Here is a 19,831-nt window from a genome sequence, read left to right on the forward strand (position 1 = left end):
ACGACATTAGAAAGTTACATATCTTGCGTAGAGGAGTTGATAACGAATGGATTATACGTTCACAGGCAGTTATGAACCGTATATTTCTCCATGGGATCCGTGTCCACCTGTCAAAGTCAAAACGTTTTCCTTGCCGCCTCAGCTGTTTATGAATTTCCAGCCCGCTTCACTTCCACAATTTTCACCTGCTGAAGCTTTACAACACGGGTCGCTGTGGCCGGCCCTAGTCGATGGCTATTCAAAAAGGGAGGGGATCTCCTGATGGATGCAACTGAGCGAAGAGACATGTTAAAGAATGTGCAGCAAGCCGATTTTGTAGTAGTTGAACTGACTCTCTATACCAACACGCATCCTGACGATCAAGAAGCTCTTACGCAATGGCGACTTGCTATTAAAGAAGCGGCTAGGCTACGAAAGTTGTATGAAAAGCATTTCGGACCGCTTTCGTTGCATTCCATACCGTCGGAACAGGCAATTGATACAGGTTGGCGGTGGAATCAAGCGCCTTGGCCATGGCAAATGTAGTTCTAAATACACACTAGGTTACTGGAGGGAATATGGATGTGGGTCTATGAGAAAAAGTTATTGTATCCGGTAGAAGTCAAAGAGTGTAACCCAAAACTTGCGAGGTATATTGCCGAGCAATATGGTGGTGCAGACGGCGAACTCGCTGCTGCATTACGCTATATGAATCAGCGCTACACCGTTCCTGACAAAGTGATCGGCGTACTGAATGATATTGCAACCGAAGAGTTTTCCCATTTAGAAATGCTAGCTACCATGATTTACAAATTAACGAAAGACGCTACACCAGAACAACTTGAAGAAGCTGGTCTTGGTGCACATTACGTCAATCACGGTCATGCGCTGTTTTATGAAAATGCGGGTGGTGTACCCTTTACGACAACGTACATCCAAGCAAAGGGAGATCCGATAGCTGATTTGTACGAAGATATAGCAGCGGAAGAAAAAGCGCGCGCTACGTATCAATGGATTATCGATATTTCAGACGATGCATGGATTAATGATTCTCTAAAGTTTCTAAGAGAAAGAGAGAACGTCCATTCACTGCGTTTCCGTGAAGCGGTCGAAGTTTTGAAGGATGAACGTGACAGGAAAAAAATCTTCTAAAATAGAAGGGTCTCCTATTCTCTATTCAACAGAGAAGACGGAGACCTTTTTAGTGTTTAATTATACGAGTTCAATGGTATCTTTTGTAGAGAGGGTAGATACGGAGGTGTTCTTTTTGTTAAAACGAAGAATGAAAAATGCACAACGTTCACAAGAAATCATCAATGTCTTTTTAAGAAATGGATTTAGTCACATCTTATTTCGTCTTGGACTGACAGATCGTAAATTTGCTTCTGCAGATGAACAAGTTGATTTGAATTTGTATCATGTCGGTAAAAAATTACGAACTGCATTAGAACAACTTGGACCGACTTTCATTAAGCTTGGACAAATTGCCAGCGGCCGTCGGGATTTAGTGCCTGAGGAAATTGCTTCAGAGCTTGAGAAACTACAAGACCACGTAGAATCTTTTCCATTTGAAGTCGTGAGGGAAATCATCGAGCATCAATTAGGTGGAACGATTGAAGAGCTCTTCTTGGAATTCAATGAAAAACCACTCGCTTCAGCTTCTATAGGTCAAGTGCATACCGCTCGTTTGCCTAGCGGTGAACACGTAGCGGTGAAAATCCAGCGACCTAATATCCAACGACAAATAAATACTGACCTAGCCATCTTGCACGACTTGGCAGGGTTTCTCGAGAAGAATATGGACTGGGCGAAAGCATATCATATAAAAGATTTAATCTATGAATTCTCTCATTCACTACGGGAGGAACTAGATTACCAACTGGAAGGCCGTAACGCTGAACGGATCTCGCAGCAATTTGTGAAAGATCCTACGATTCAAGTCCCAGTAGTCTACGATGAATACACTACACGTGTTGTCCTAACAGCGGGACTGGTCACAGGTATTAAAGTGAGCAATGTCGGACAACTAGACCACGAAGGGTATGATCGTAAGGTGATCGCAGAAAGAATTGCGAATTCTATGCTTTCTCAAGTAATGGAAAACGGCTTTTTCCACGGCGATCCCCATCCCGGTAATATCTTCATTGCACCTGGAAACGTTATTCATTATTTAGATTTCGGTATGGTCGGTCAACTAAGTAAGGAAATGACTTATCATTTCATTTCCTTACTCGTCGCCTTACAAAGAGGAAATATCGCTCGATTAATCGATGTATTCGAAGCTATGAATATCTTACATGAAAAAACTAACACAGATGCATTGTATCGTGACTTGCAGATTATTCAGCGGAAATATTATGAAACATCACTTACAGACTTAAGATTAGGTGATGTATTCATGGAGATTTTCTCAATTGCTTATCGACACCGCATACGTCTGCCGAATGAAATCGCCATTCTTGTAAAAGTGATTCTTACACTTGAAGGTGTACTAGGAAAGCTGGATCCTTCTTTCAGTATTATGAAAGCCATCGAACCGTATGGTAAAAAGATGGTGTTCAAACAATTCGACCCACGCTACTTACTCGAAAACGGTTGGCATACCTTTGTAAAGAATGCTGAAATTTTATCCGAGTTACCAAACGATATGAAAAAAGCTATCAAAACTATACAAAAAGGTAAAGTAGAATTAGACGTCGGCTTGAAGCAAACGAACATTATATTCCGCCGTCTTGATAAGATTGCCAATCGCTTATCCTTAAGTATTGTGTTGTTGGCATTTAGTATTCTCATGGTTGGTCTCATTATCGGTTCTGCCATTGCTGGACAAACTGCTCTCTTCTTAAAGTTACCCCTCATTGAAGTCGGCGCGGTCATCGCAACCTTAATGTTTACTTACTTATTATTTTCCATCATACGTTCCGGTAGAATATAGTCTTCAGTTTATCCTCTCATAATTGGGGAATAGGAAAGGCAGACTACTATTTTACGATGGGAGGATTTTATGTGAAGAAAGATCACCAAGTAAATGAAGAAAGTAAAAACAAACAATTGGAGACGTTTCGCGCATATGATGGCGAACACGCTATGACAACGAATCAAGGTTTAAAGATTTCAGAAGATGAACACTCCCTAAAAGCAGGGACGCGTGGTCCGACGTTGATGGAGGATTTCCATTTCCGAGAGAAAATGACGCATTTTGACCACGAACGGATTCCGGAGCGGGTAGTTCACGCACGAGGATTTGCAGCGCATGGTGAATTCGAAGTGTACGAGTCCATGAAGAAATATACGAAAGCAGGTTTCTTACAGGAGCCAGGTATCAAAACGCCTGTATTCACTAGATTCTCTAGTGTAGCAGGGAGTAAAGGTTCCGCTGAAACCGTACGTGACGCGCGAGGTTTTGCTGTAAAGTTTTATACACAAGAAGGAAACTACGATCTAGTCGGAAATAATATACCGGTATTCTTTATTCAAGACGCTATTAAATTTCCTGACTTAGTACATGCTGTGAAGCCTGAGCCTCATAATGAAATGCCGCAAGCCGCTTCAGCACATGATACATTTTGGGATTTTGTTGCGAACAACCAAGAATCTGCACATATGGTCATGTGGCAAATGTCCGACCGCGCCATTCCTCGGAGTTTCCGAATGATGGAAGGTTTTGGTGTTCACACGTATCGCTTTGTAAACGATCAAGGTGAAGCGCACTTTGTGAAATTCCATTGGAAACCAAAACTCGGTGCCCACTCATTAGTTTGGGATGAAGCGCAGAAGATTAACGGAAAAGATCCTGATTTCCATCGTCGTGATTTATGGGAATCAATTGAAAATGGAAACTTCGTGGAATTTGAACTTGGCGTACAATTGCTAGAGGAAAAAGATGAATTCAAATTTGATTTTGACATTCTAGACCCTACTAAGCTATGGCCTGAAGAAGATATTCCGGTAAAGATCATTGGGAAAATGACTTTAAACCGCAACGTAGACAATGTATTTGCTGAAATGGAGCAAGTAGCATTCCACCCGGGTAGCGTAGTACCTGGAATTGATTTCTCGAATGATCCATTGCTACAAGGAAGACTGTTCTCTTATACAGATACGCAGTTGATCCGTCTAGGCGGACCTAACTTCCATGAGTTACCTATCAACCGACCGGTCTGTCCATTCCACAATAACCAACGTGACGGATATGGCAGACAAACGATCAACGTCGGACAGACTCACTATCATAACAATTCATTATCCAATAATAAACCGGACACGAGTTCCGAGGAAGATGGCGGTTATGTACATTACCAAGAGAAGGTAGAAGGTCGCAAAATACAAGCCCGAAGTGATTCCTTTAAAGATCATTTCTCACAGGCCCGTCTATTCTGGAATAGTATGTCCGACGCGGAAAAAGAGCATATCATCGCAGCGTTCAGCTTTGAAATTGGGAAAGTGAATGATATGAATGTGAGAAAACAAGCGGTAGATATGTTTGCTAATGTTGATATGGATATGGCGACTCAAGTTGCAGACGCGGTCGGTGTGGATGCACCAACAGATGTTACGCAGTCCACCGAATCCAAGTCATCCCCAGCCCTTAGTCAGGAAAACATGGCGAAAGTGCCTGATACGCGTACAGTAGCCGTATTAATTGCAGACCAATTTGACGATGAAGCGCTTGAGCCATTTTTGAAGGCTTCACTGGACGCGGGTATGACGGTTGATATTGTGAGCGAGAAGTTCGGCAAGCTGACCGGAAAAAACGGAGCGACAGTCGATGTCGACGAAACGCTACTGACAGTACATTCGGTTCTTTACGATGCGTTGTATGTTGTGGGCGGAAAAGCGAAGCAACAACAGAAGTTCGATGCAGATGTCGCTGATTTCGTTAATGAAGCGTATATGCATTTCAAGCCAATCGGCTCTGCTCCAGCGGCAAAAGAGTTGATGGACAAGTCGAAGGTAAAACCAGGTCCTGGTATTTTGAAGGACTTGACGGTTTCAGGCGAAGGCGAGCAATGGGTTGAGGCTGTTGCACACCACCGTTTCTGGGATCGTAATATTTATGCATAATCAAACGAAGGCTTTCGCAAGAAGATTCACTTCTTGCGAAAGCCTTTTTATGGATAGTTATAAGTTAATGATTAATAAACGTGTGTTCATAAATAGTAAATTAGTGAGTACGCGTTGGGAACACATCTATGCATTACAAAATCCCACCCCAACACCACTGCCAGCCTATCTAGTTCCTCTCCAATATCCCAATAAACTTTGAAGCCGCTGGTGATAGCGACACTCCTTTTAGATAGCACACGCCGATGCTACGCTTCGGTATGGGCTGTAGAAATTCTACTTCCTGAAGCATGCCACGTTCCAAATACTCTTCCGAAAACTCTTTTACCACACACGCAATGCCCAAATTAATTTGTGCAAATTCCAGCAACAGCTCATGTGATCCCAATTCAAATTCAGGATAAATCTTTACACCTTCCTTTAACAGAAAGCCTTCTACATATTGGCGCGAATTGGATTTAGACTCCAACAGAATTAACGGTAATCTTGAAAGCTCCTGCAGAGGCACAGGTTTTAAGAAAAGTTTTCGGAACCGTTCTCCGTATACAAACGTGTCTTGCACGTCAAAACATGCACGCTTCTCTAGAGAATCATCTTCAATCGGAAAGTTGCAAATGGCAATATCCACTTCGCCTGATTTTAGCGCAGCAATTAGCTCTAAAGTTGTGCCATTAATTATTTTGAATCGAATACCCGGAAAACTCGTATGGAAAGCTTCCAAATAAGGTAGCAGATAATAACGGGAAATCGTGTCCCCTACCCCTATTTTTAATTCACCTGAAGATAGATTCTTCAACTCCTGCAACTTTTCATTGCCCGCATCGATTAAATTTAATGCCGAATTGACATACTCGTATAACAAGGAGCCTTCATCGGTCAATGTCACCCCTTTGGATGTACGATTGAACAGACGTGTATCCAATGCTCCTTCTAGCTGCGATATGATTTGACTGACAGCTGGTTGTGTCATAAATAAACTTCGAGCGGCTTTCGAAAAGCTTTCTTTATGAACGACGGTACGGAAGACTTTATACCACTCTAAGTTAATTGACATATAACCTCTCCTTATACCACCTATTAAGTATATTAATTTTACTTATACCATAAATGAACGTTATAATACAAAGAAGAGTGATCAAATTGAGTTTCACTAAGGAGCGATTGTTTTGGGAAGAGTTGTAGGAACGGTTGTTAGAGGATTACGTTGCCCGATTATCAATGAAGGTGACAATATTGAGCAAATCGTAGTGGATAGTGTATTAGAAGCTTCTGAAAAAGAAAATATTACGTTTCAAGATAAAGATATCGTATCCATTACGGAGTCGATCGTAGCACGTGCACAAGGAAATTATGCAACAATCGATGATATCGCAAAAGATATCGAAGCGAAATTCGGTGATGATACTGTTGGTGTCATTTTCCCTATTCTTAGCCGTAACCGTTTTGGAAACTGCTTACGCGGTGTCGCAAAAGGTGCAAAGAAAATCGTTTTAATGCTTAGCTACCCTTCCGATGAAGTCGGTAACCACTTAGTTGAACTAGATCGTCTAGATGAAAAGGGAGTTAACCCTTGGACTGACGTATTGACTGAAGCTGAGTTCCGCGAGCACTTCGGTGATAACAAACACCCATTCACAGGCGTTGACTATATTGAATACTATAAATCATTGATGGACGAGTTCGGTGTAGAACATGAAGTCATTTTCTCCAATAATGCGAGAACGATTTTAGATTACACAAAAACTGTATTGACTTGCGATATCCATACACGCTTCAGAACTAAGCGTATTTTGGAAGCAAACGGTGCCGAAAAGATTTACGGTTTGGATGATATCTTAGCTACTTCTATTAATGGCAGTGGCTATAACGAAGAATTCGGCTTACTTGGTGCAAACAAAGCTCAAGAAGATAGCATTAAACTGTTTCCTCATAGCTGTCAGCCTATAGTAGATACTATTCAGGATATGTTAAAAAAAGAAACAGGCAAACATATCGAAGTAATGATCTACGGAGATGGCGCGTTCAAAGATCCTGTAGGCAAGATTTGGGAACTGGCCGATCCAGTCGTATCTCCTGCCTATACCGATGGACTTGACGGTATACCAAATGAAGTGAAACTGAAGTACTTAGCTGATAATGACTTCTCTGAATTACGCGGAGAAGAGTTAAAGAAAGCTGTGTCAGACTTCATTGAGAATAAAGATACTAATTTAATGGGCTCCATGGCTTCCCAAGGGACAACTCCTCGCAAGCTAACGGATTTAATCGGTTCGTTATCCGATCTAACTTCAGGTAGCGGAGACAAAGGTACACCTATTGTCTTCATTCAAGGATACTTTGATAACTTTACAAACTAAGAAGTTACACCTGTGAGAATACTCACGGGTGTTTTTTATTTTACCGTCTAAATATAATAAACGAATCTTTTTTCTATGCTACAATGGTAATAATTTACGTGAAGTTTAGAAGAAGGGAATGAAGTTTATGAAGCTAGATATTAATAGAAGAAATGCTGTACATATAACAGGATCGGGTGAACAAACCATAGTCTTTGCACATGGTTTTGGCTGTGATCAAACGGTATGGAATCATGTCGTTCCTGCATTTGAAAAACACTATCGGGTTGTGACGTTTGATTATGTGGGCTCTGGCCAAAGTGATAAAACGGCATATACAGCAGAGCGCTATGCAGCATTACCTGGCTACGCACAAGATGTGATCGAGGTATGCGATGCACTAGAACTAAAAGATATTATCTACGTGGGTCACTCAGTAAGTGGAATGATTGGTGTGCTCGCTTCCATCCAAAGACCTGACTTGATGCAAAAGCTTATCATGATCGGTCCATCACCTCATTATTTGAATGAAATCGATTACCATGGTGGATTTGAACGTGAAGATATTGATGAATTACTCGATATGATGGAGATGAACTATAAAGAGTTCACTAAATACTTAGCACCCATTGCGATGAAAAATGAAGATCGCCCACATCTATCTGAAGAGTTCGAGTCTATGCTATGTACGAATGACCCTCGCATCGCGCGTCGCTTTGCAGAAGCAACATTCATGTCAGATGTTCGTGAGGAATTATCTAAGGTTCTAACAAGAACGCTTATTTTACAACCAACTGAAGACTCTATTGTACCGCTCGAAGTGGGTCATTATATTCGAAAACACATTCCGGATAGTGAACTAGTCATCATGGAGGCAAAAGGACATAATCCACACATCAGTCATCCTCAAGAAACAATGGAAGAGATTAAGCGTTTTATCGAAGAGGATAGGAGCGTATAAATTATGGACGAGCGGTTGGACTTATTGCCTTGCGGATATTTCGTCTTAACAAGTGACTGGGAGTTTGTTGAAATGAATAAGACGATGCGAGACGTATTACGCCTAGACAAAATGCCGCGACATATGCATGACGTGCTAACAGTCCCATCTAAAATCTATTTCCAAACCTACTTTGTGCCGTCCATTTCTGTGCACCATGAAATACGGGAAATGTATTTGAACTTTAAAGTAGATAAACGACCCCTCCCTGTACTAATGAATGTCAGTAAACGTAATGGATTGTATGAAGGGATTGTTGTCCAAATTAAAGTACGAGATGAATATGAGAATCAGTTATTGAAATCAAAAAAAGAAGCAGAGCAGATTCAACAACAGACAGATGAAGCGTACAATAAATTACTTGGATTGCTTGAGGAAGTGGAATACAAGCAACAGCAACTTCTGGCATTGAATGGAGAACTTCAGGAACTAGCTACTCTTGATGAATTGACAGGTCTTTATAATCGTCGTGTATTCCGAAGAAGTCTAGATGCTGCGATTGATCGTGCAACACTCTTTAAGACACGTTCATTCTCTTTATTACTGTTTGATATTGATCATTTCAAAACAGTCAATGATACATATGGTCATCAGGTAGGAGATGATGTACTGAGGGAATTAGCACGTAAATTGGAGCACAAAATTTATTCCCCTGACATGGTTGCTCGGGTTGGCGGAGAAGAGTTTGCAGTACTATTTGATGATCCAGATCATCAAAAGAACTGTGTGAGGGCAGAAGAACTTCGATGCCATATAGAGAACTCCGAATGGAATAGCATCGCGATAACCGTCAGTATGGGAATCACAAGTTTCCAAGAAGGCGACCAATCAAGGCATATTTACGGCAGAGCCGACGAAGCCCAGTATACTTCAAAACGTAACGGCAGAAATTGTTTAACACATATATAAAAAGACACTCCATACTGAAATGGTAGTGTCTTTTGTATAGTTTATTAATTTTGTTCAATTATAGGACGTTGGCGCGTCCGACTGAATAACATGAAAAAGCCGAGTGCAATCAGCACTATTACCATGAGAACCAAATACAGTTGCTGATAGCCAATAATCGGTATAAGTAATCCGAGTACATACGGACCAAAGCCAAAACCAAAGTCTAAGAAAATGAAGAACGTTGACGTAGCCACACCTAAACGCTCAGGTTTCACACCTTGTAAAGCAATAGCTTGTGCACATGATTGGAAGTTACCAAACCCAAGCCCAAGAATGCCACCTGCTAGAAGTAGCATCCAACCTGCATTTGCCCCGCTTAATAATAACAAACCACCTGCAAATAATAATAACGAAGGATAGACAACAAACTTGTTACCCTTTACATCCAATAACTTACCGGTATAGGGTCTCGATAGCAGTACAGCAATGGCGTATACTAAAAAGAAGAAACTAGCTGCACTGACTAAGTCGATTTCCTCGGCATAGAACGAAATGAATGAAAGCACACCAGAATAAGCAATAGCAGCTAACAACGTCACGAACGCGATCGGTAATGCTTGCACTTCCAATAATCCGCGAACTCCAAATTTCTTCGCTGTCGTCTCATTCTTTTTAGGCATGACAGCAGGTTTTTTCTTAACAAAAAAGAACATAGCCGCACAACTTATACTGATTGTCAGACAAAACATAAAGAGTATGTTGAAATGATAATGCTGACTTAAGAATATGCCTAAAAAAGGTCCCACTGCTGTAGCAAGAACTGTACTTAAACTAAAATACCCAATCCCTTCACCTCTACGTGAAGGTGGAAGCATTTGCGCTACCATCGTACCTGTTGCGGTAGAAGAAATACCAAGCCCAATTCCATGAAAAAATCGGTTCGCCATCAATAACGGTAAGTTTACTGCACCAAAATAAAAGAAAGATGCCAATACAGTGACTGACAATCCTATCAATAGAATATTTCGGCTTCCGATTTTTTCTATTAACCCACCTATGGCAAGGCGGGCAATTAATGTTCCAATGATGAAAATACCCGATACAAGACCTGCAACACTTGTTGATATACCATACTCTTTTACCGAATATGGCGCTATCGTAACTATAAGTAAATACATAACTAACATTAAAAAGAAGTTAATAATTGATGTAACAATAAAGTCCTTTGTCCATATTTTTTTATTATCCATTTAACCACTCTCTCATTTATGAAGATTCTTATTTGCTAATTGTAATATGCGAATTCCTGCTTCAAGATCTTCTTCACTTGCCCCTTTAAGTAAATCCTCATAAAACACTTCCAAATCAGCCATAATATTTGCTACTGTAACTTGTCCTTGTTCTGTCAGACCAATCCATTTTTCCCTACGATCTGTTCCCGGACGAATGCTTACTAAACCCATTTCCAATAGACGCTGGACAATTTTAGTGACACTTGGCTTTTCCACTTGCCTACGTATAGCAATTTCTGCTGATGTCATTTCACCGTCTATCCGTAATAGCTTCAGTATTCCCCATTGTGAGTGAAATAATTGATACGGAGCCAGTAAATTATTTAATCGATTCAACAATGGACGATAGAGTTGAACGTATTCTGCAAAAAACTGTTGTGATTGCTTCATAAATTTACACCTCTTATACATTTAGTTAGTCTGGCTAACCATTAATTTTATATTAAATCTTTTCTAATCGAAAGTAAAGCAATATCAAGATACTTAACGCAACCAATTTATACGGATATGATATGATAAAATAATATTCTCGCACCGTAATTCACTAACTGAGGGAATAAGTAACGAACAGGAGAGTGATACCCATTTGGAATAAGTATAAGAACGTACCTTTTGTCGTCAAAATCACAATTGGATTTATTGCGGGCACATTGCTCGGAATATTTTTTCACGAATACACGACTTTCCTGAAACCATTCGGAACATTGTTATTAAATTTACTCAGCTTGATTGCTATTCCTGTCATCTTCCTGACGGTTGTATTAGCTGTTAATCAAATGAATTTAGCCCAACTAGGGAAAATGGGCGGTAAATTAATTCTCTATTATACGGCAACTACAGCCGCCGCTGTATTAATCGGACTTTCTTTGGCGATGTGGATCAAACCAGGTAAAAACTTAACTTTACCAACTGACGCAGTAGTAGAGCCTCCACATGCACCTGGATTTTCAGAAATCCTATTGCAAATTGTGCCAAAGAACATCTTCGAAGCTTTTACGTCTGGAGATCTGATGGCCATTTTATTCGTAGCAGTCATCATTGGTATGGCCATGTCTTCTATGAAGTTTTCCAAAGATACGAAACTCGTTGAAATGGGCGATGTTCTTGATCATTTCTTTAACGCACTAAATACGATGTTCTATAAAATTCTTGAAGGTGTATTGTTATATGCTCCAATTGGTGTTTTCGCGATCAGTGCTACCGCATTTGGTGAGCAAGGATGGGAAACATTACTTGGATTGCTATCATTCGTCGGCGTTTTCTATCTTGGCGTTTTGATTCTCTGGTTGTTTGTCTACAGCGGGTTCCTAAAACTTTTCGGAAATCCAGTATTGCCTTTTTATCGTAATACGAAAGATGCCTACACAACGGCATTCTTCACTTCTAGCAGTATTGCGACGTTGCCAATTGCGATTGAATCTGCTAAAAAAGCGGGTGTCTCCGAGAATACAGCGAACTTCGCTTTACCACTAGGCGCAGTCTTTAATTCCGACGGTGGTGCATTGCGCATGGGTATTTCTCTCGTCTTCGCAGCGAATATTACGAACTTGAACTTATCTGCTGTAGATTTTATCGTCATCATCGCAATTGGAACTTTGCTTTCTATTGGAACGGCTGGCGTTCCTGCTGCCGGATTGGTTACGCTATCTGCAGTACTTACTATGTTCGGATTACCGCTCGAGATCGTCGCCCTGATTGCTGGAGTTGATGCATTGATTGGTATGGCGGGTACCGCTTCCAATGTCATGGGGGATATCGTCGGTGCCGCTGTGGTGGATAAGAAAACACCACGTAAGAAATTTGCATAAATCGCACTCTTGATCGAAGTTCGACTAGTGGCTATTCCTGAAACTGAACAAACACTAAAAGGCAAACCTCAATGTGAGGCTTGCCTTTTAGTGTTTACTTTATTATTGTGCAATAGCCTCCATTGAATTCACGATCATCTTTGCTGCATGCGCTCGCGTCGTGGAATGGTTTGGCATGAATTGCCCATTATCCCCTGTTGCGATATTCAATTGGTAAAGGCCTGCTATTGCCCACTGCGTGTCTTTTGAGAACTTCTTAATATCCGTAAATGGTGCAGCTACTGTTGGTGTGAAGGGCTTTCCAGTTGCTACTTCATACGCTCGGCTAAGCACTAATGCTAACTGTGCACGAGTAATGGGCTTGTTTGGCATGAAGTGACCATTTACTCCACTTACTAAACCATGATCATAAGCCGCTTGTATATCCGTCTTGGTGCTGTCCGCATAGTCTGCTAAATCAGTAAAAGTCCATTTTGTGCTTTTAGGCTCTAAATCCAACGCACGGACGATGATTGATGTAGCTTGTGCACGTGTCAGTGATTTTTCCGGTCGGAAAGTATGATCTGAATAGCCACTAACGATACCTTTCATTGCCGCCATTTCAATTACATCTTTAGCCCAGTGATCTGTAATATCTGTAAACATCACTGTTGGTCCTTTATCTATTGTGTAATTAGTAGTTAAGTTCTGCATACTCTTTTTGCCGTTCTGATTAACAGCTTGAACAGAGAAGTGATACTCTTTATTTGGCTCGAGATCTGTAATTTCATAAGATAATACAGGTGACAATACTTCGCCCACCATTTTATCCTCATTAAAGATTTGATACGTCGAGATCATACCCGTATCAATGACAGGTTTCCAATTTAGTTCTACCGTCGTCTCATCTTTAGCCGTGACAGTAAGTGTATCTTTAGCAAACCATGAATAGTTCTCCATCAATGATTTGTGAAAAGCCTCCATGACTACTTTATAGCCCGCTTGACTTAAATGAATATTTTCAGGATTAGGCAGGTACGTATAAGGATCTTCAGCGATTTCCTTCGATGTGTCTACAAACTGCGCTGTAGTGCCTGTCATACCTTTTTTAATCGCATCGTTTAACATTACGACAAGCTGATTTACTAATGGTTGATTTTGTGGACTCAAGTAAGGGAATGGATTGTAATAGCCCATTATATATACTTGTGCACTCGGGTTCAGTTGATAGATTTTAGCCAATATTTTTTGCGTGTTCATCCCGACTTTCATAATAGCTGCCTGTAATTCTTCCGAGTTGAATTGCGGCGTACCTTTGTCATCAAATGTAAACTTCGGCAACACGTCATTTGCACCAATTGTTAACGTAATGAGATGTGCTTCTTTCACAGATTGGTGAAGAGTAGCTGTTTTGTCGGAATGTCCGATTCCTACAATCGGCTTCGTGACGTCCATCTCAAAATCCTTCAAGACATCGTCTGTCTTATAGCCCGGGTACGAAAACCCTTTATTGCTTGCCTGTAACACTTCACTTTTAGCCAGTTCCTCCGCTAAAAAGTCTGTATAGCCTTTACCCAGTTCGTTATTTGGTGTAACACCTGCTGCTAATGAATCCCCTAGCGCTAAGTAATTAATAGGAGTAATCCACGTAGGTGCTTTTTCAGTATCCGCAGCAGATGCTTGTAACGGCATAACAGCAATTTGCAAAACTAAGACAAATGCCATCAAAACATAGCTAATCGACTTTTTGGTCATTATACATACCACCTTTCCATTTTTCGGATTATTGTAAATTTAATCATAATTGCTAGCTTGCCAGTCTGTCAAATTTTAGTACGGACGTCCCATAGTTCTGGAAAGAAGCGATGATCAAGCACAGATTTCAGATAGTGAACACCCGAAGATCCGCCTGTGCCTTGCTTAAAGCCGATAATGCGCTCGACTGTTTTCATATGCCTAAAACGCCATTGCTGATGGCTGTCTTCAATATCCACTAACTTTTCTGCCAATTGATATAAATCCCAATAACGATCTACATCACGGTACACTTCAAGCCATGCAGCTGCTACACTCGGATCTCCCTCATAAGTAATTGAAAAATCGCGTACTAGTAAGTCCTTATTGATAGCAAAGCCTGCACGTGCCAAAGCTTGGATCGCCACATCATAAATTCCCGGTGCCTCATACGCTTTCGCCAGTCGTTCTGATAGCTCGGAATCCTTTTCATAGATTTTAATGATTTGTGGTTGCTTATAACCTAAGGCAAACTCAATCAAACGGTTTTGATAGGATTGAAATCCGGAGGCCTTCCCTAAACTGTCGCGAAACTCCATATACTCGGCAGGCGTCAACGTAGCCAAAACATCCCACGCTTGAATTATCTGAGTCTGAACTTTTGAGACACGAGCTAGCATTTTGAACGCTTCCGGCAACTCATCTTGTTGAATCGATTCGATTGCTGTCTCTAACTCATGTAAAATCAGCTTCATCCACAATTCATTTACTTGATGGATAATGATGAACAGCATTTCGTCATGATGTCCGGACAGACGCTCTTGGCTCGATAGCACCTGATCTAAATGTAAATACTCTCCGTACGTCATCGATTCACGAAAATCGATGTGAATCCCCTTTTCCTTCATGACTGCAACCTCCTGACGACTGCACGGACAGGACTTCCATCCGCATCTTCCAATGCTAAAGGCAATGCAATCAACTCATAATTTCCTTCTTCCAACGAATGCAATACTAGATTCTCGATGATGATCACATCATTGCGATATAACGAATGATGACCTAGTAAATCTTTACTAGTCTCCGAATCAACAGATGGCGTATCTACACCGATTAGACGTACACCCCGTTCTTTCAATAAAGGTCCGACATCCTCCCCGATGACAGTGAAGTTCTCAGGAAATTTCGTGGGTGTAGGGTGGCTTCCCGTTTTCAATAAAAGTCGTTCTGCACCGTCGAAGTCAAATGGCTCCAAATCCGCGCGTGTCACACAACTAACCCCTGTCACGTCTACCAAACAAGCTTTGCCTATATACAAATCCACCGGCAACTCCAAGATTTTCAATCCATTATCATCATAATGAAAAGGAGCATCCGTATGCGTGCCGATATGCGTACTCATCGTTAATTTACCAATGTTGACCGAACCAGACTGCTCTTTCGAAATGGCTACTTCATAGCTAAACGGTGTGTCTCCTGGCCATTCCGCAATACGTTGATTCAATGGTTGTGTAATATCGATCCACTGATTCGTCATGCCACCACCCCGCGTTCATTCGGAAATTGTTTGTATATATCTTCTTGCATTATATTTTTGAGGACTTGTATCGTTTGCCAGACGTCTTCGAATGAATTATACAATGCAACAGGCGCTAATCGAATACCGTCAGGCGCACGAAAGTCTGGCACGACACCTTGTGCTTTCAATGCTTGACATATTCTTGCGGCTTCCTTGTGCTGTAGTAATAAGTGACCCCCACGTGAATCGTCTAGTGGGTTCCCAATACCAAACGAATACTCACCTAGTTCATTCTCTATGCAACTCAACATAAAGCTTGTGAGTTCCAATGACTTCTGACGAATTTCCTCCATTCCGATTTCCTCAAACATTTCGAGTGAACCGAGTAGCGGAGCCAGGCTCAATATATGCGGTGTTCCGATTTGGTATGCACCTGCATCTGTTGCAGGTGTCATCGTATGATGCATATCAAATTGCTTGTTCTTATCAGAGCCGAACCATCCTGCAAGCCCTGCTTCTTTACCGAAATGTCGTTCATTGACGAATAAACCGCCAACAGATCCAGGTCCGCCATTCAAGTGTTTATATGTACACCAAAAAGCAAAATCTACGTCCCATTCATGAAGTGCATGCGTTACGGATCCAACCGAATGGGATAAATCGAATCCAATCGGGATCCCTCTTTCTCTCGCCTCTCGCGTAAGCGTTTGCATATCTAGCACCTGACCACTGCGATATAAAACGGATGGCAGTACAATCAGCGCGACGTCTTCTGTCATTGCCCCAATGATTCGACTTTCATCTAACGTCAGGCCATCGTCACTTTTAACACGAATGAGATGCTCGTCGGGATCAAGCCCCTGTATACGAATCTGACTTTGTAACGCATAAATATCTGAAGGGAAATTCAATTCATCTGCTAGTATTTTCGTTCGTTTCCCCGAAGGTCGATAAAATGTGGAAATCATTTGATGTAAATTTGTCGTAGTAGAACCGGTCGCAATTACTTCAGACTTCTTTCCCCCGACTAGCGGTGCCATTCTTCCCCCTATTTGTTCTGTCATGTAATACCACGGATGCGTTCCTTCCGTCCAGCCGTCAATCGCAAGTGTTTTCCAAGTGTCTAACAGTTCGAATAGCTTCTTTTCTGCGCGCTTTGATAATAACCCAAGTGAATTACCATCCATATAGATTTTCTCTAGCGGTAAATAAAATTCCTCTCTGTAAGGCGCAAGTGAATCTTGCTGATCTAGTACTTTTGCATACTCTAGTGTAGTGGAGCTCATATACATTCTCCTTTCTATCTGTATATAAATAATACCATACTCGCATTCGATGTCTTCTGACTACTAGCATAACGTGTCCTATATTCTATGCTAGACTTTATTAAAAAGGAGGTTCTCACCACTATGGAAAAGTTTACTGAACAGGCCGTAGCCATTATTCAAGCAATTCCTCCGGGTAGGGTAATGACATACGGACAAGTAGCTGCAGAAGCCGGAAACCCTCGTGGCGCACGACAAATCTCACGTATTTTACATTCGATGAGTGCTAAATATGAATTACCTTGGCATCGCATCATCAATGCACAAGGTGGAATTTCGACTCCCGAAAATGCAGAAGGTAAAGGCGAGACGCAACGTGAGCGATTGATCGCCGAAGGGGTTCAATTTAATGCAAACGGCCGCGTCTCACTCGATACGTATCGCTGGCATCCCGACTAAATGGAAGTAGGTTACTGGGATATGAGCGGTTAGGACGTCGCTTTGAGCACTTCAGCAAGCCGATTGAGCGCTCTCGGCGATTGATAGAGCGCTTTCTCGGCCGCATGGAGCGGTTAAGGACGAACTATGATCACTTATAAGAAGTTATGAGCGCATAAGCTGATTTCCACTAAGCTCAACACAGAAAAACGCTTGGCATATTAGATGCCAAGCGTTTCGTCTATCTATACTTGTAATAAACTCAAAAACTTTTTCGTTCGCTCCTGCTTTGGATGATTGAAGAGCTCAGCTGGTGCACCTCGTTCAACGATGACACCATCATCAATAAAGATTACTTCATCAGCCACTTCCTTAGCGAACCTCATTTCATGTGTAACGACAGCCATTGTCATACCTTCATGTGCTAGATCCTTCATGACTCGAAGTACTTCTCCAACAAGTTCAGGGTCTAGAGCGGAAGTCGGCTCATCAAACAACATGACTTTCGGATCCATCGCAAGTGCCCGCGCAATCGCAACACGCTGCTGCTGACCGCCGGAAAGTTGGAAAGGATGCTTGTCCTTATGATCAGCCAGTCCTACTTTATCTAGTAGCAGTTCTGCCTTCTTCACGGCTTCCTTATGTGATAATCCTTTGACTGTAGTGAGTCCTTCCGTCACATTACCTGTTGTTGTCAGGTGCGGAAATAGGTTATAGCTCTGAAATACCATTCCTGTCAATCGTCGAAAAGCCCCGATAGCTTTTTTCGAAACTGATGAATTAAAGTCTAGCTTCTGGCCGTCTATAGACAGTACGCCACCATTTGGTGTTTCGAGCACATTCAAACAACGTAACAACGTGGATTTACCAGAACCTGATGGGCCGATAATTACGACCACTTTTCCTTGCTCGATTTCTAAGTCTACATTTTTCAGCACTTCTTGCGATCCGAAAGACTTTTTCAATCCTTGTATAGAAATCATGATAATCCCCCTGACTTACCGACAACACGATCAAGGCGTAATTCAATTCTACCTTGGATGATCGACAAGATGAAACAAATCACCCAATAAACAAGAGCTGCCATGATATAAACGAATAAAAACTCATAGTTCATAGAGGCAATTTCTTGCGCCCGTCTAAATGTCTCAGCCACTAAAATTGTAGCTGCGAGCGAAGTATCTTTCACCAGTCCAATAAAGGAATTTGAAAGAGGTGGTACGGAAACTCTCGCAGCTTGTGGCAAAACAATTTTCCGCAATGCTTGCGAGTAATTCATACCAATGGAATATGCTGCTTCCCACTGTCCTTTTGGAATAGACAATATAGCCGCTCGAATGATTTCCGAGGCATAGGCACCGACATTCAAGGAAAATCCTATGATGGCAGACGGGAAAGGGTCAATCGTAATACCAATTGTCGGTAGCCCGTAGAATATGATAAATAGTTGTACAAGCAAAGGTGTTCCTCGAATGATCGATACATACACCCGTGCGATTGCTCGCAATAATTTATTAGATGAAATTCTCGCTAATGCAGTAAAGATTGCAATGATCAATCCAATACTAAATGCGATGATTGCTAGGGGAATCGTATACTTGATAGCCCCTTCAATCAATGGCCCGATGGATGTTGATGCGATTTCTTGGAATCTCTGTATCCGTTCGGGACTTAGTGCAATCGTATTAAGATACATCTTCGCCGAACCATTTTTCGGAGATCTTCTTCAATGTACCGTCTTCACGCATCGCATCCAACGCTTTGTTTACTTCTTCTATTAAGTCTTCATTATTTTGTCTGAACAAAAAGGCGCTCTCTGATTGATTGTCTTCAGAGATTTCTTCTTCCTCAACTACTTTTATAGGTGCATCAGGTTTTTGTTTTAAGTAATCGAGTGCTGAAAGTTTATCATTGTACGTTCCATCTACTCGTTTTGAGATGACTAAGTCAACGCCCTGGTTAAATCCATCAATTTTTATGATTTCAGCACCATTAGCTTTTGCAAGTTCTCCATAGTTACTTGTCAATGTTTGCGCAGCTTTCTTTCCTTCCATTCCATCAAACGCGATATCTGCGTCTTCACGAACGACTAAGACTGAGTTCGAATGCGTATAGGCTTGAGAGAATTCATACTTCGCTTTGCGTTCTTCATTTACACCAACCTGGTTAGCAATCATGTCAAATCGTTTCGCATCTAATCCTGCGAAAACAGCATCCCACTGTGTTTCAAAAAACTTTGCTTCCACGCCTAAACGTTTAGCAACTTCTTGTGTAACTTCCACATCATACCCTGTGAGCTTTCCTGATTCATCATGAAAAGAGAAAGGTGCGTATGTTCCTTCTGTTCCTACGTTGAGCACTCCGTTTGCAAGAACTTCTTCTAGCAGACCGTCTTGCTCTGCCGGTTTTTCAGCGGAGTCGTTGGGCTTACTTTCTTCTTTACCACCACATGCTACCAATACAGCAGCCAATAAAACGATCATAAATGGTAGAAGTACTTTCTTCATCTATAAAACCCCACTATTC

Annotated in this window: 20 protein-coding genes; 10 read left to right on the plus strand and 10 right to left on the minus strand. The window is 41.5% G+C overall.

All coding sequences use genetic code 11. The features are described 5' to 3' along the window. The first annotated feature begins 46 nt into the window (after nucleotides 1–46). The 5 genes from CSV68_RS12925 to CSV68_RS12945 all read left to right on the plus strand — a co-directional run bounded on the left by CSV68_RS12925 (nucleotide 47) and on the right by CSV68_RS12945 (nucleotide 5,043). Complete coding sequence (locus CSV68_RS12925) at nucleotides 47–262, plus strand: spore coat associated protein CotJA (RefSeq protein WP_085427534.1); 216 nt, start codon at nucleotides 47–49, stop codon at nucleotides 260–262. Further along, nucleotides 262–525, plus strand: coding sequence for a spore coat protein CotJB (locus CSV68_RS12930; RefSeq protein ID WP_099634934.1), 264 nt, complete (start codon nucleotides 262–264; stop codon nucleotides 523–525). Before CSV68_RS12925 ends, CSV68_RS12930 begins: the two co-directional genes overlap by 1 nt. A 36-nt stretch (nucleotides 526–561) precedes the next feature. After that, nucleotides 562–1,131, plus strand: coding sequence for a manganese catalase family protein (locus CSV68_RS12935; RefSeq protein WP_099624866.1), 570 nt, complete (start codon nucleotides 562–564; stop codon nucleotides 1,129–1,131). A gap of 106 nt (nucleotides 1,132–1,237) precedes the next feature. Next, on the plus strand, nucleotides 1,238–2,914 hold the full coding sequence (locus tag CSV68_RS12940; protein ID WP_233190469.1) for an ABC1 kinase family protein: 1,677 nt from the start codon (nucleotides 1,238–1,240) through the stop codon (nucleotides 2,912–2,914). 71 nt (nucleotides 2,915–2,985) lie between these two features. Then, nucleotides 2,986–5,043, plus strand: coding sequence for a catalase (locus CSV68_RS12945; protein ID WP_099634936.1), 2,058 nt, complete (start codon nucleotides 2,986–2,988; stop codon nucleotides 5,041–5,043). A 169-nt stretch (nucleotides 5,044–5,212) separates the two neighbouring features. Here CSV68_RS12945 and CSV68_RS12950 read toward each other — a convergent pair whose 3' ends face one another. Beyond that, nucleotides 5,213–6,097 carry a LysR family transcriptional regulator gene (locus CSV68_RS12950; RefSeq protein WP_099634937.1) on the minus strand — a complete coding sequence of 295 codons (885 nt, stop codon included), beginning with the start codon at nucleotides 6,095–6,097 and terminating at the stop codon, nucleotides 5,213–5,215. 112 nt (nucleotides 6,098–6,209) lie between these two features. Here CSV68_RS12950 and CSV68_RS12955 point away from each other — a divergent pair, with 112 nt between their 5' ends. The 3 genes from CSV68_RS12955 (at nucleotide 6,210) to CSV68_RS12965 (ending at nucleotide 9,288) form a co-directional block, all read left to right on the plus strand. After that, on the plus strand, nucleotides 6,210–7,400 hold the full coding sequence (locus CSV68_RS12955) for a coenzyme F420-0:L-glutamate ligase (protein ID WP_099634938.1): 1,191 nt from the start codon (nucleotides 6,210–6,212) through the stop codon (nucleotides 7,398–7,400). A gap of 127 nt (nucleotides 7,401–7,527) precedes the next feature. Next, entirely contained in the window at nucleotides 7,528–8,340 is an 813-nt protein-coding gene (locus CSV68_RS12960; protein ID WP_099634939.1) for an alpha/beta fold hydrolase, read from the plus strand. A gap of 3 nt (nucleotides 8,341–8,343) precedes the next feature. Continuing rightward, nucleotides 8,344–9,288: a GGDEF domain-containing protein gene (locus CSV68_RS12965; RefSeq protein WP_099634940.1), complete on the plus strand. Its 945-nt coding sequence runs from the start codon at nucleotides 8,344–8,346 to the stop codon at nucleotides 9,286–9,288. A gap of 44 nt (nucleotides 9,289–9,332) precedes the next feature. On the opposite strand, the gene CSV68_RS12970 is transcribed toward CSV68_RS12965, so the two are convergent. Next, nucleotides 9,333–10,520 carry an MFS transporter gene (locus CSV68_RS12970; protein ID WP_099662342.1) on the minus strand — a complete coding sequence of 396 codons (1,188 nt, stop codon included), beginning with the start codon at nucleotides 10,518–10,520 and terminating at the stop codon, nucleotides 9,333–9,335. A gap of 12 nt (nucleotides 10,521–10,532) precedes the next feature. Beyond that, nucleotides 10,533–10,952, minus strand: a complete 420-nt coding sequence (locus CSV68_RS12975; RefSeq protein WP_158233045.1) for a MarR family winged helix-turn-helix transcriptional regulator — start codon at nucleotides 10,950–10,952, stop codon at nucleotides 10,533–10,535. 185 nt (nucleotides 10,953–11,137) lie between these two features. Between CSV68_RS12975 and CSV68_RS12980 the strand changes: the two genes are divergently transcribed. Beyond that, nucleotides 11,138–12,370, plus strand: a complete 1,233-nt coding sequence (locus CSV68_RS12980; protein WP_233190465.1) for a dicarboxylate/amino acid:cation symporter — start codon at nucleotides 11,138–11,140, stop codon at nucleotides 12,368–12,370. 102 nt (nucleotides 12,371–12,472) lie between these two features. Here CSV68_RS12980 and CSV68_RS12985 read toward each other — a convergent pair whose 3' ends face one another. The 4 genes from CSV68_RS12985 to kynU form a co-directional block, all read right to left on the minus strand. Further along, nucleotides 12,473–14,104: an S-layer homology domain-containing protein gene (locus tag CSV68_RS12985; RefSeq protein ID WP_099662343.1), complete on the minus strand. Its 1,632-nt coding sequence runs from the start codon at nucleotides 14,102–14,104 to the stop codon at nucleotides 12,473–12,475. Nucleotides 14,105–14,172: 68 nt separating this feature from the next. Continuing rightward, entirely contained in the window at nucleotides 14,173–14,991 is an 819-nt protein-coding gene (gene kynA, locus CSV68_RS12990; RefSeq protein WP_099634944.1) for a tryptophan 2,3-dioxygenase, read from the minus strand. Next, nucleotides 14,988–15,620 carry an arylformamidase gene (kynB, locus tag CSV68_RS12995; protein ID WP_099634945.1) on the minus strand — a complete coding sequence of 211 codons (633 nt, stop codon included), beginning with the start codon at nucleotides 15,618–15,620 and terminating at the stop codon, nucleotides 14,988–14,990. The genes kynA and kynB overlap by 4 nt, the downstream gene beginning before the upstream one ends. Beyond that, entirely contained in the window at nucleotides 15,617–16,888 is a 1,272-nt protein-coding gene (gene kynU / locus CSV68_RS13000) for a kynureninase (protein WP_099662344.1), read from the minus strand. The genes kynB and kynU overlap by 4 nt, the downstream gene beginning before the upstream one ends. A 123-nt stretch (nucleotides 16,889–17,011) precedes the next feature. Here kynU and CSV68_RS13005 point away from each other — a divergent pair, with 123 nt between their 5' ends. Then, nucleotides 17,012–17,326, plus strand: coding sequence for an MGMT family protein (locus CSV68_RS13005; RefSeq protein ID WP_099634947.1), 315 nt, complete (start codon nucleotides 17,012–17,014; stop codon nucleotides 17,324–17,326). 224 nt (nucleotides 17,327–17,550) lie between these two features. Here CSV68_RS13005 and CSV68_RS13010 read toward each other — a convergent pair whose 3' ends face one another. From CSV68_RS13010 to CSV68_RS13020, 3 genes are read right to left on the minus strand one after another with little or no spacing between them, the layout of a single operon-like run. After that, nucleotides 17,551–18,288, minus strand: a complete 738-nt coding sequence (locus CSV68_RS13010; protein ID WP_099634948.1) for an amino acid ABC transporter ATP-binding protein — start codon at nucleotides 18,286–18,288, stop codon at nucleotides 17,551–17,553. Then, complete coding sequence (locus tag CSV68_RS13015; protein WP_099662345.1) at nucleotides 18,285–19,001, minus strand: amino acid ABC transporter permease; 717 nt, start codon at nucleotides 18,999–19,001, stop codon at nucleotides 18,285–18,287. Before CSV68_RS13015 ends, CSV68_RS13010 begins: the two co-directional genes overlap by 4 nt. Further along, nucleotides 18,991–19,812: an amino acid ABC transporter substrate-binding protein gene (locus CSV68_RS13020; protein ID WP_099634950.1), complete on the minus strand. Its 822-nt coding sequence runs from the start codon at nucleotides 19,810–19,812 to the stop codon at nucleotides 18,991–18,993. Before CSV68_RS13020 ends, CSV68_RS13015 begins: the two co-directional genes overlap by 11 nt. Between the last annotated feature and the right edge of the window lie 19 nt (nucleotides 19,813–19,831).

Source organism: Sporosarcina sp. P29, assembly GCF_002743265.1.
Lineage (GTDB): Bacteria > Bacillota > Bacilli > Bacillales_A > Planococcaceae > Sporosarcina.

Coding starts and splice junctions, on each gene's coding strand:
- CSV68_RS12925 (WP_085427534.1), top strand. CDS start 47: ATGGATTATACGTTCACAGGCAGTTATGAACCGTATATTTCTCCATGG.
- CSV68_RS12930 (WP_099634934.1), top strand. CDS start 262: ATGGATGCAACTGAGCGAAGAGACATGTTAAAGAATGTGCAGCAAGCC.
- CSV68_RS12935 (WP_099624866.1), top strand. CDS start 562: ATGTGGGTCTATGAGAAAAAGTTATTGTATCCGGTAGAAGTCAAAGAG.
- CSV68_RS12950 (WP_099634937.1), bottom strand. CDS start 6,097: ATGTCAATTAACTTAGAGTGGTATAAAGTCTTCCGTACCGTCGTTCAT.
- CSV68_RS12960 (WP_099634939.1), top strand. CDS start 7,528: ATGAAGCTAGATATTAATAGAAGAAATGCTGTACATATAACAGGATCG.
- CSV68_RS12965 (WP_099634940.1), top strand. CDS start 8,344: ATGGACGAGCGGTTGGACTTATTGCCTTGCGGATATTTCGTCTTAACA.
- CSV68_RS12970 (WP_099662342.1), bottom strand. CDS start 10,520: ATGGATAATAAAAAAATATGGACAAAGGACTTTATTGTTACATCAATT.
- CSV68_RS12975 (WP_158233045.1), bottom strand. CDS start 10,952: ATGAAGCAATCACAACAGTTTTTTGCAGAATACGTTCAACTCTATCGT.
- CSV68_RS12985 (WP_099662343.1), bottom strand. CDS start 14,104: ATGACCAAAAAGTCGATTAGCTATGTTTTGATGGCATTTGTCTTAGTT.
- kynA (WP_099634944.1), bottom strand. CDS start 14,991: ATGAAGGAAAAGGGGATTCACATCGATTTTCGTGAATCGATGACGTAC.
- kynB (WP_099634945.1), bottom strand. CDS start 15,620: ATGACGAATCAGTGGATCGATATTACACAACCATTGAATCAACGTATT.
- kynU (WP_099662344.1), bottom strand. CDS start 16,888: ATGAGCTCCACTACACTAGAGTATGCAAAAGTACTAGATCAGCAAGAT.
- CSV68_RS13005 (WP_099634947.1), top strand. CDS start 17,012: ATGGAAAAGTTTACTGAACAGGCCGTAGCCATTATTCAAGCAATTCCT.
- CSV68_RS13010 (WP_099634948.1), bottom strand. CDS start 18,288: ATGATTTCTATACAAGGATTGAAAAAGTCTTTCGGATCGCAAGAAGTG.
- CSV68_RS13015 (WP_099662345.1), bottom strand. CDS start 19,001: ATGTATCTTAATACGATTGCACTAAGTCCCGAACGGATACAGAGATTC.
- CSV68_RS13020 (WP_099634950.1), bottom strand. CDS start 19,812: ATGAAGAAAGTACTTCTACCATTTATGATCGTTTTATTGGCTGCTGTA.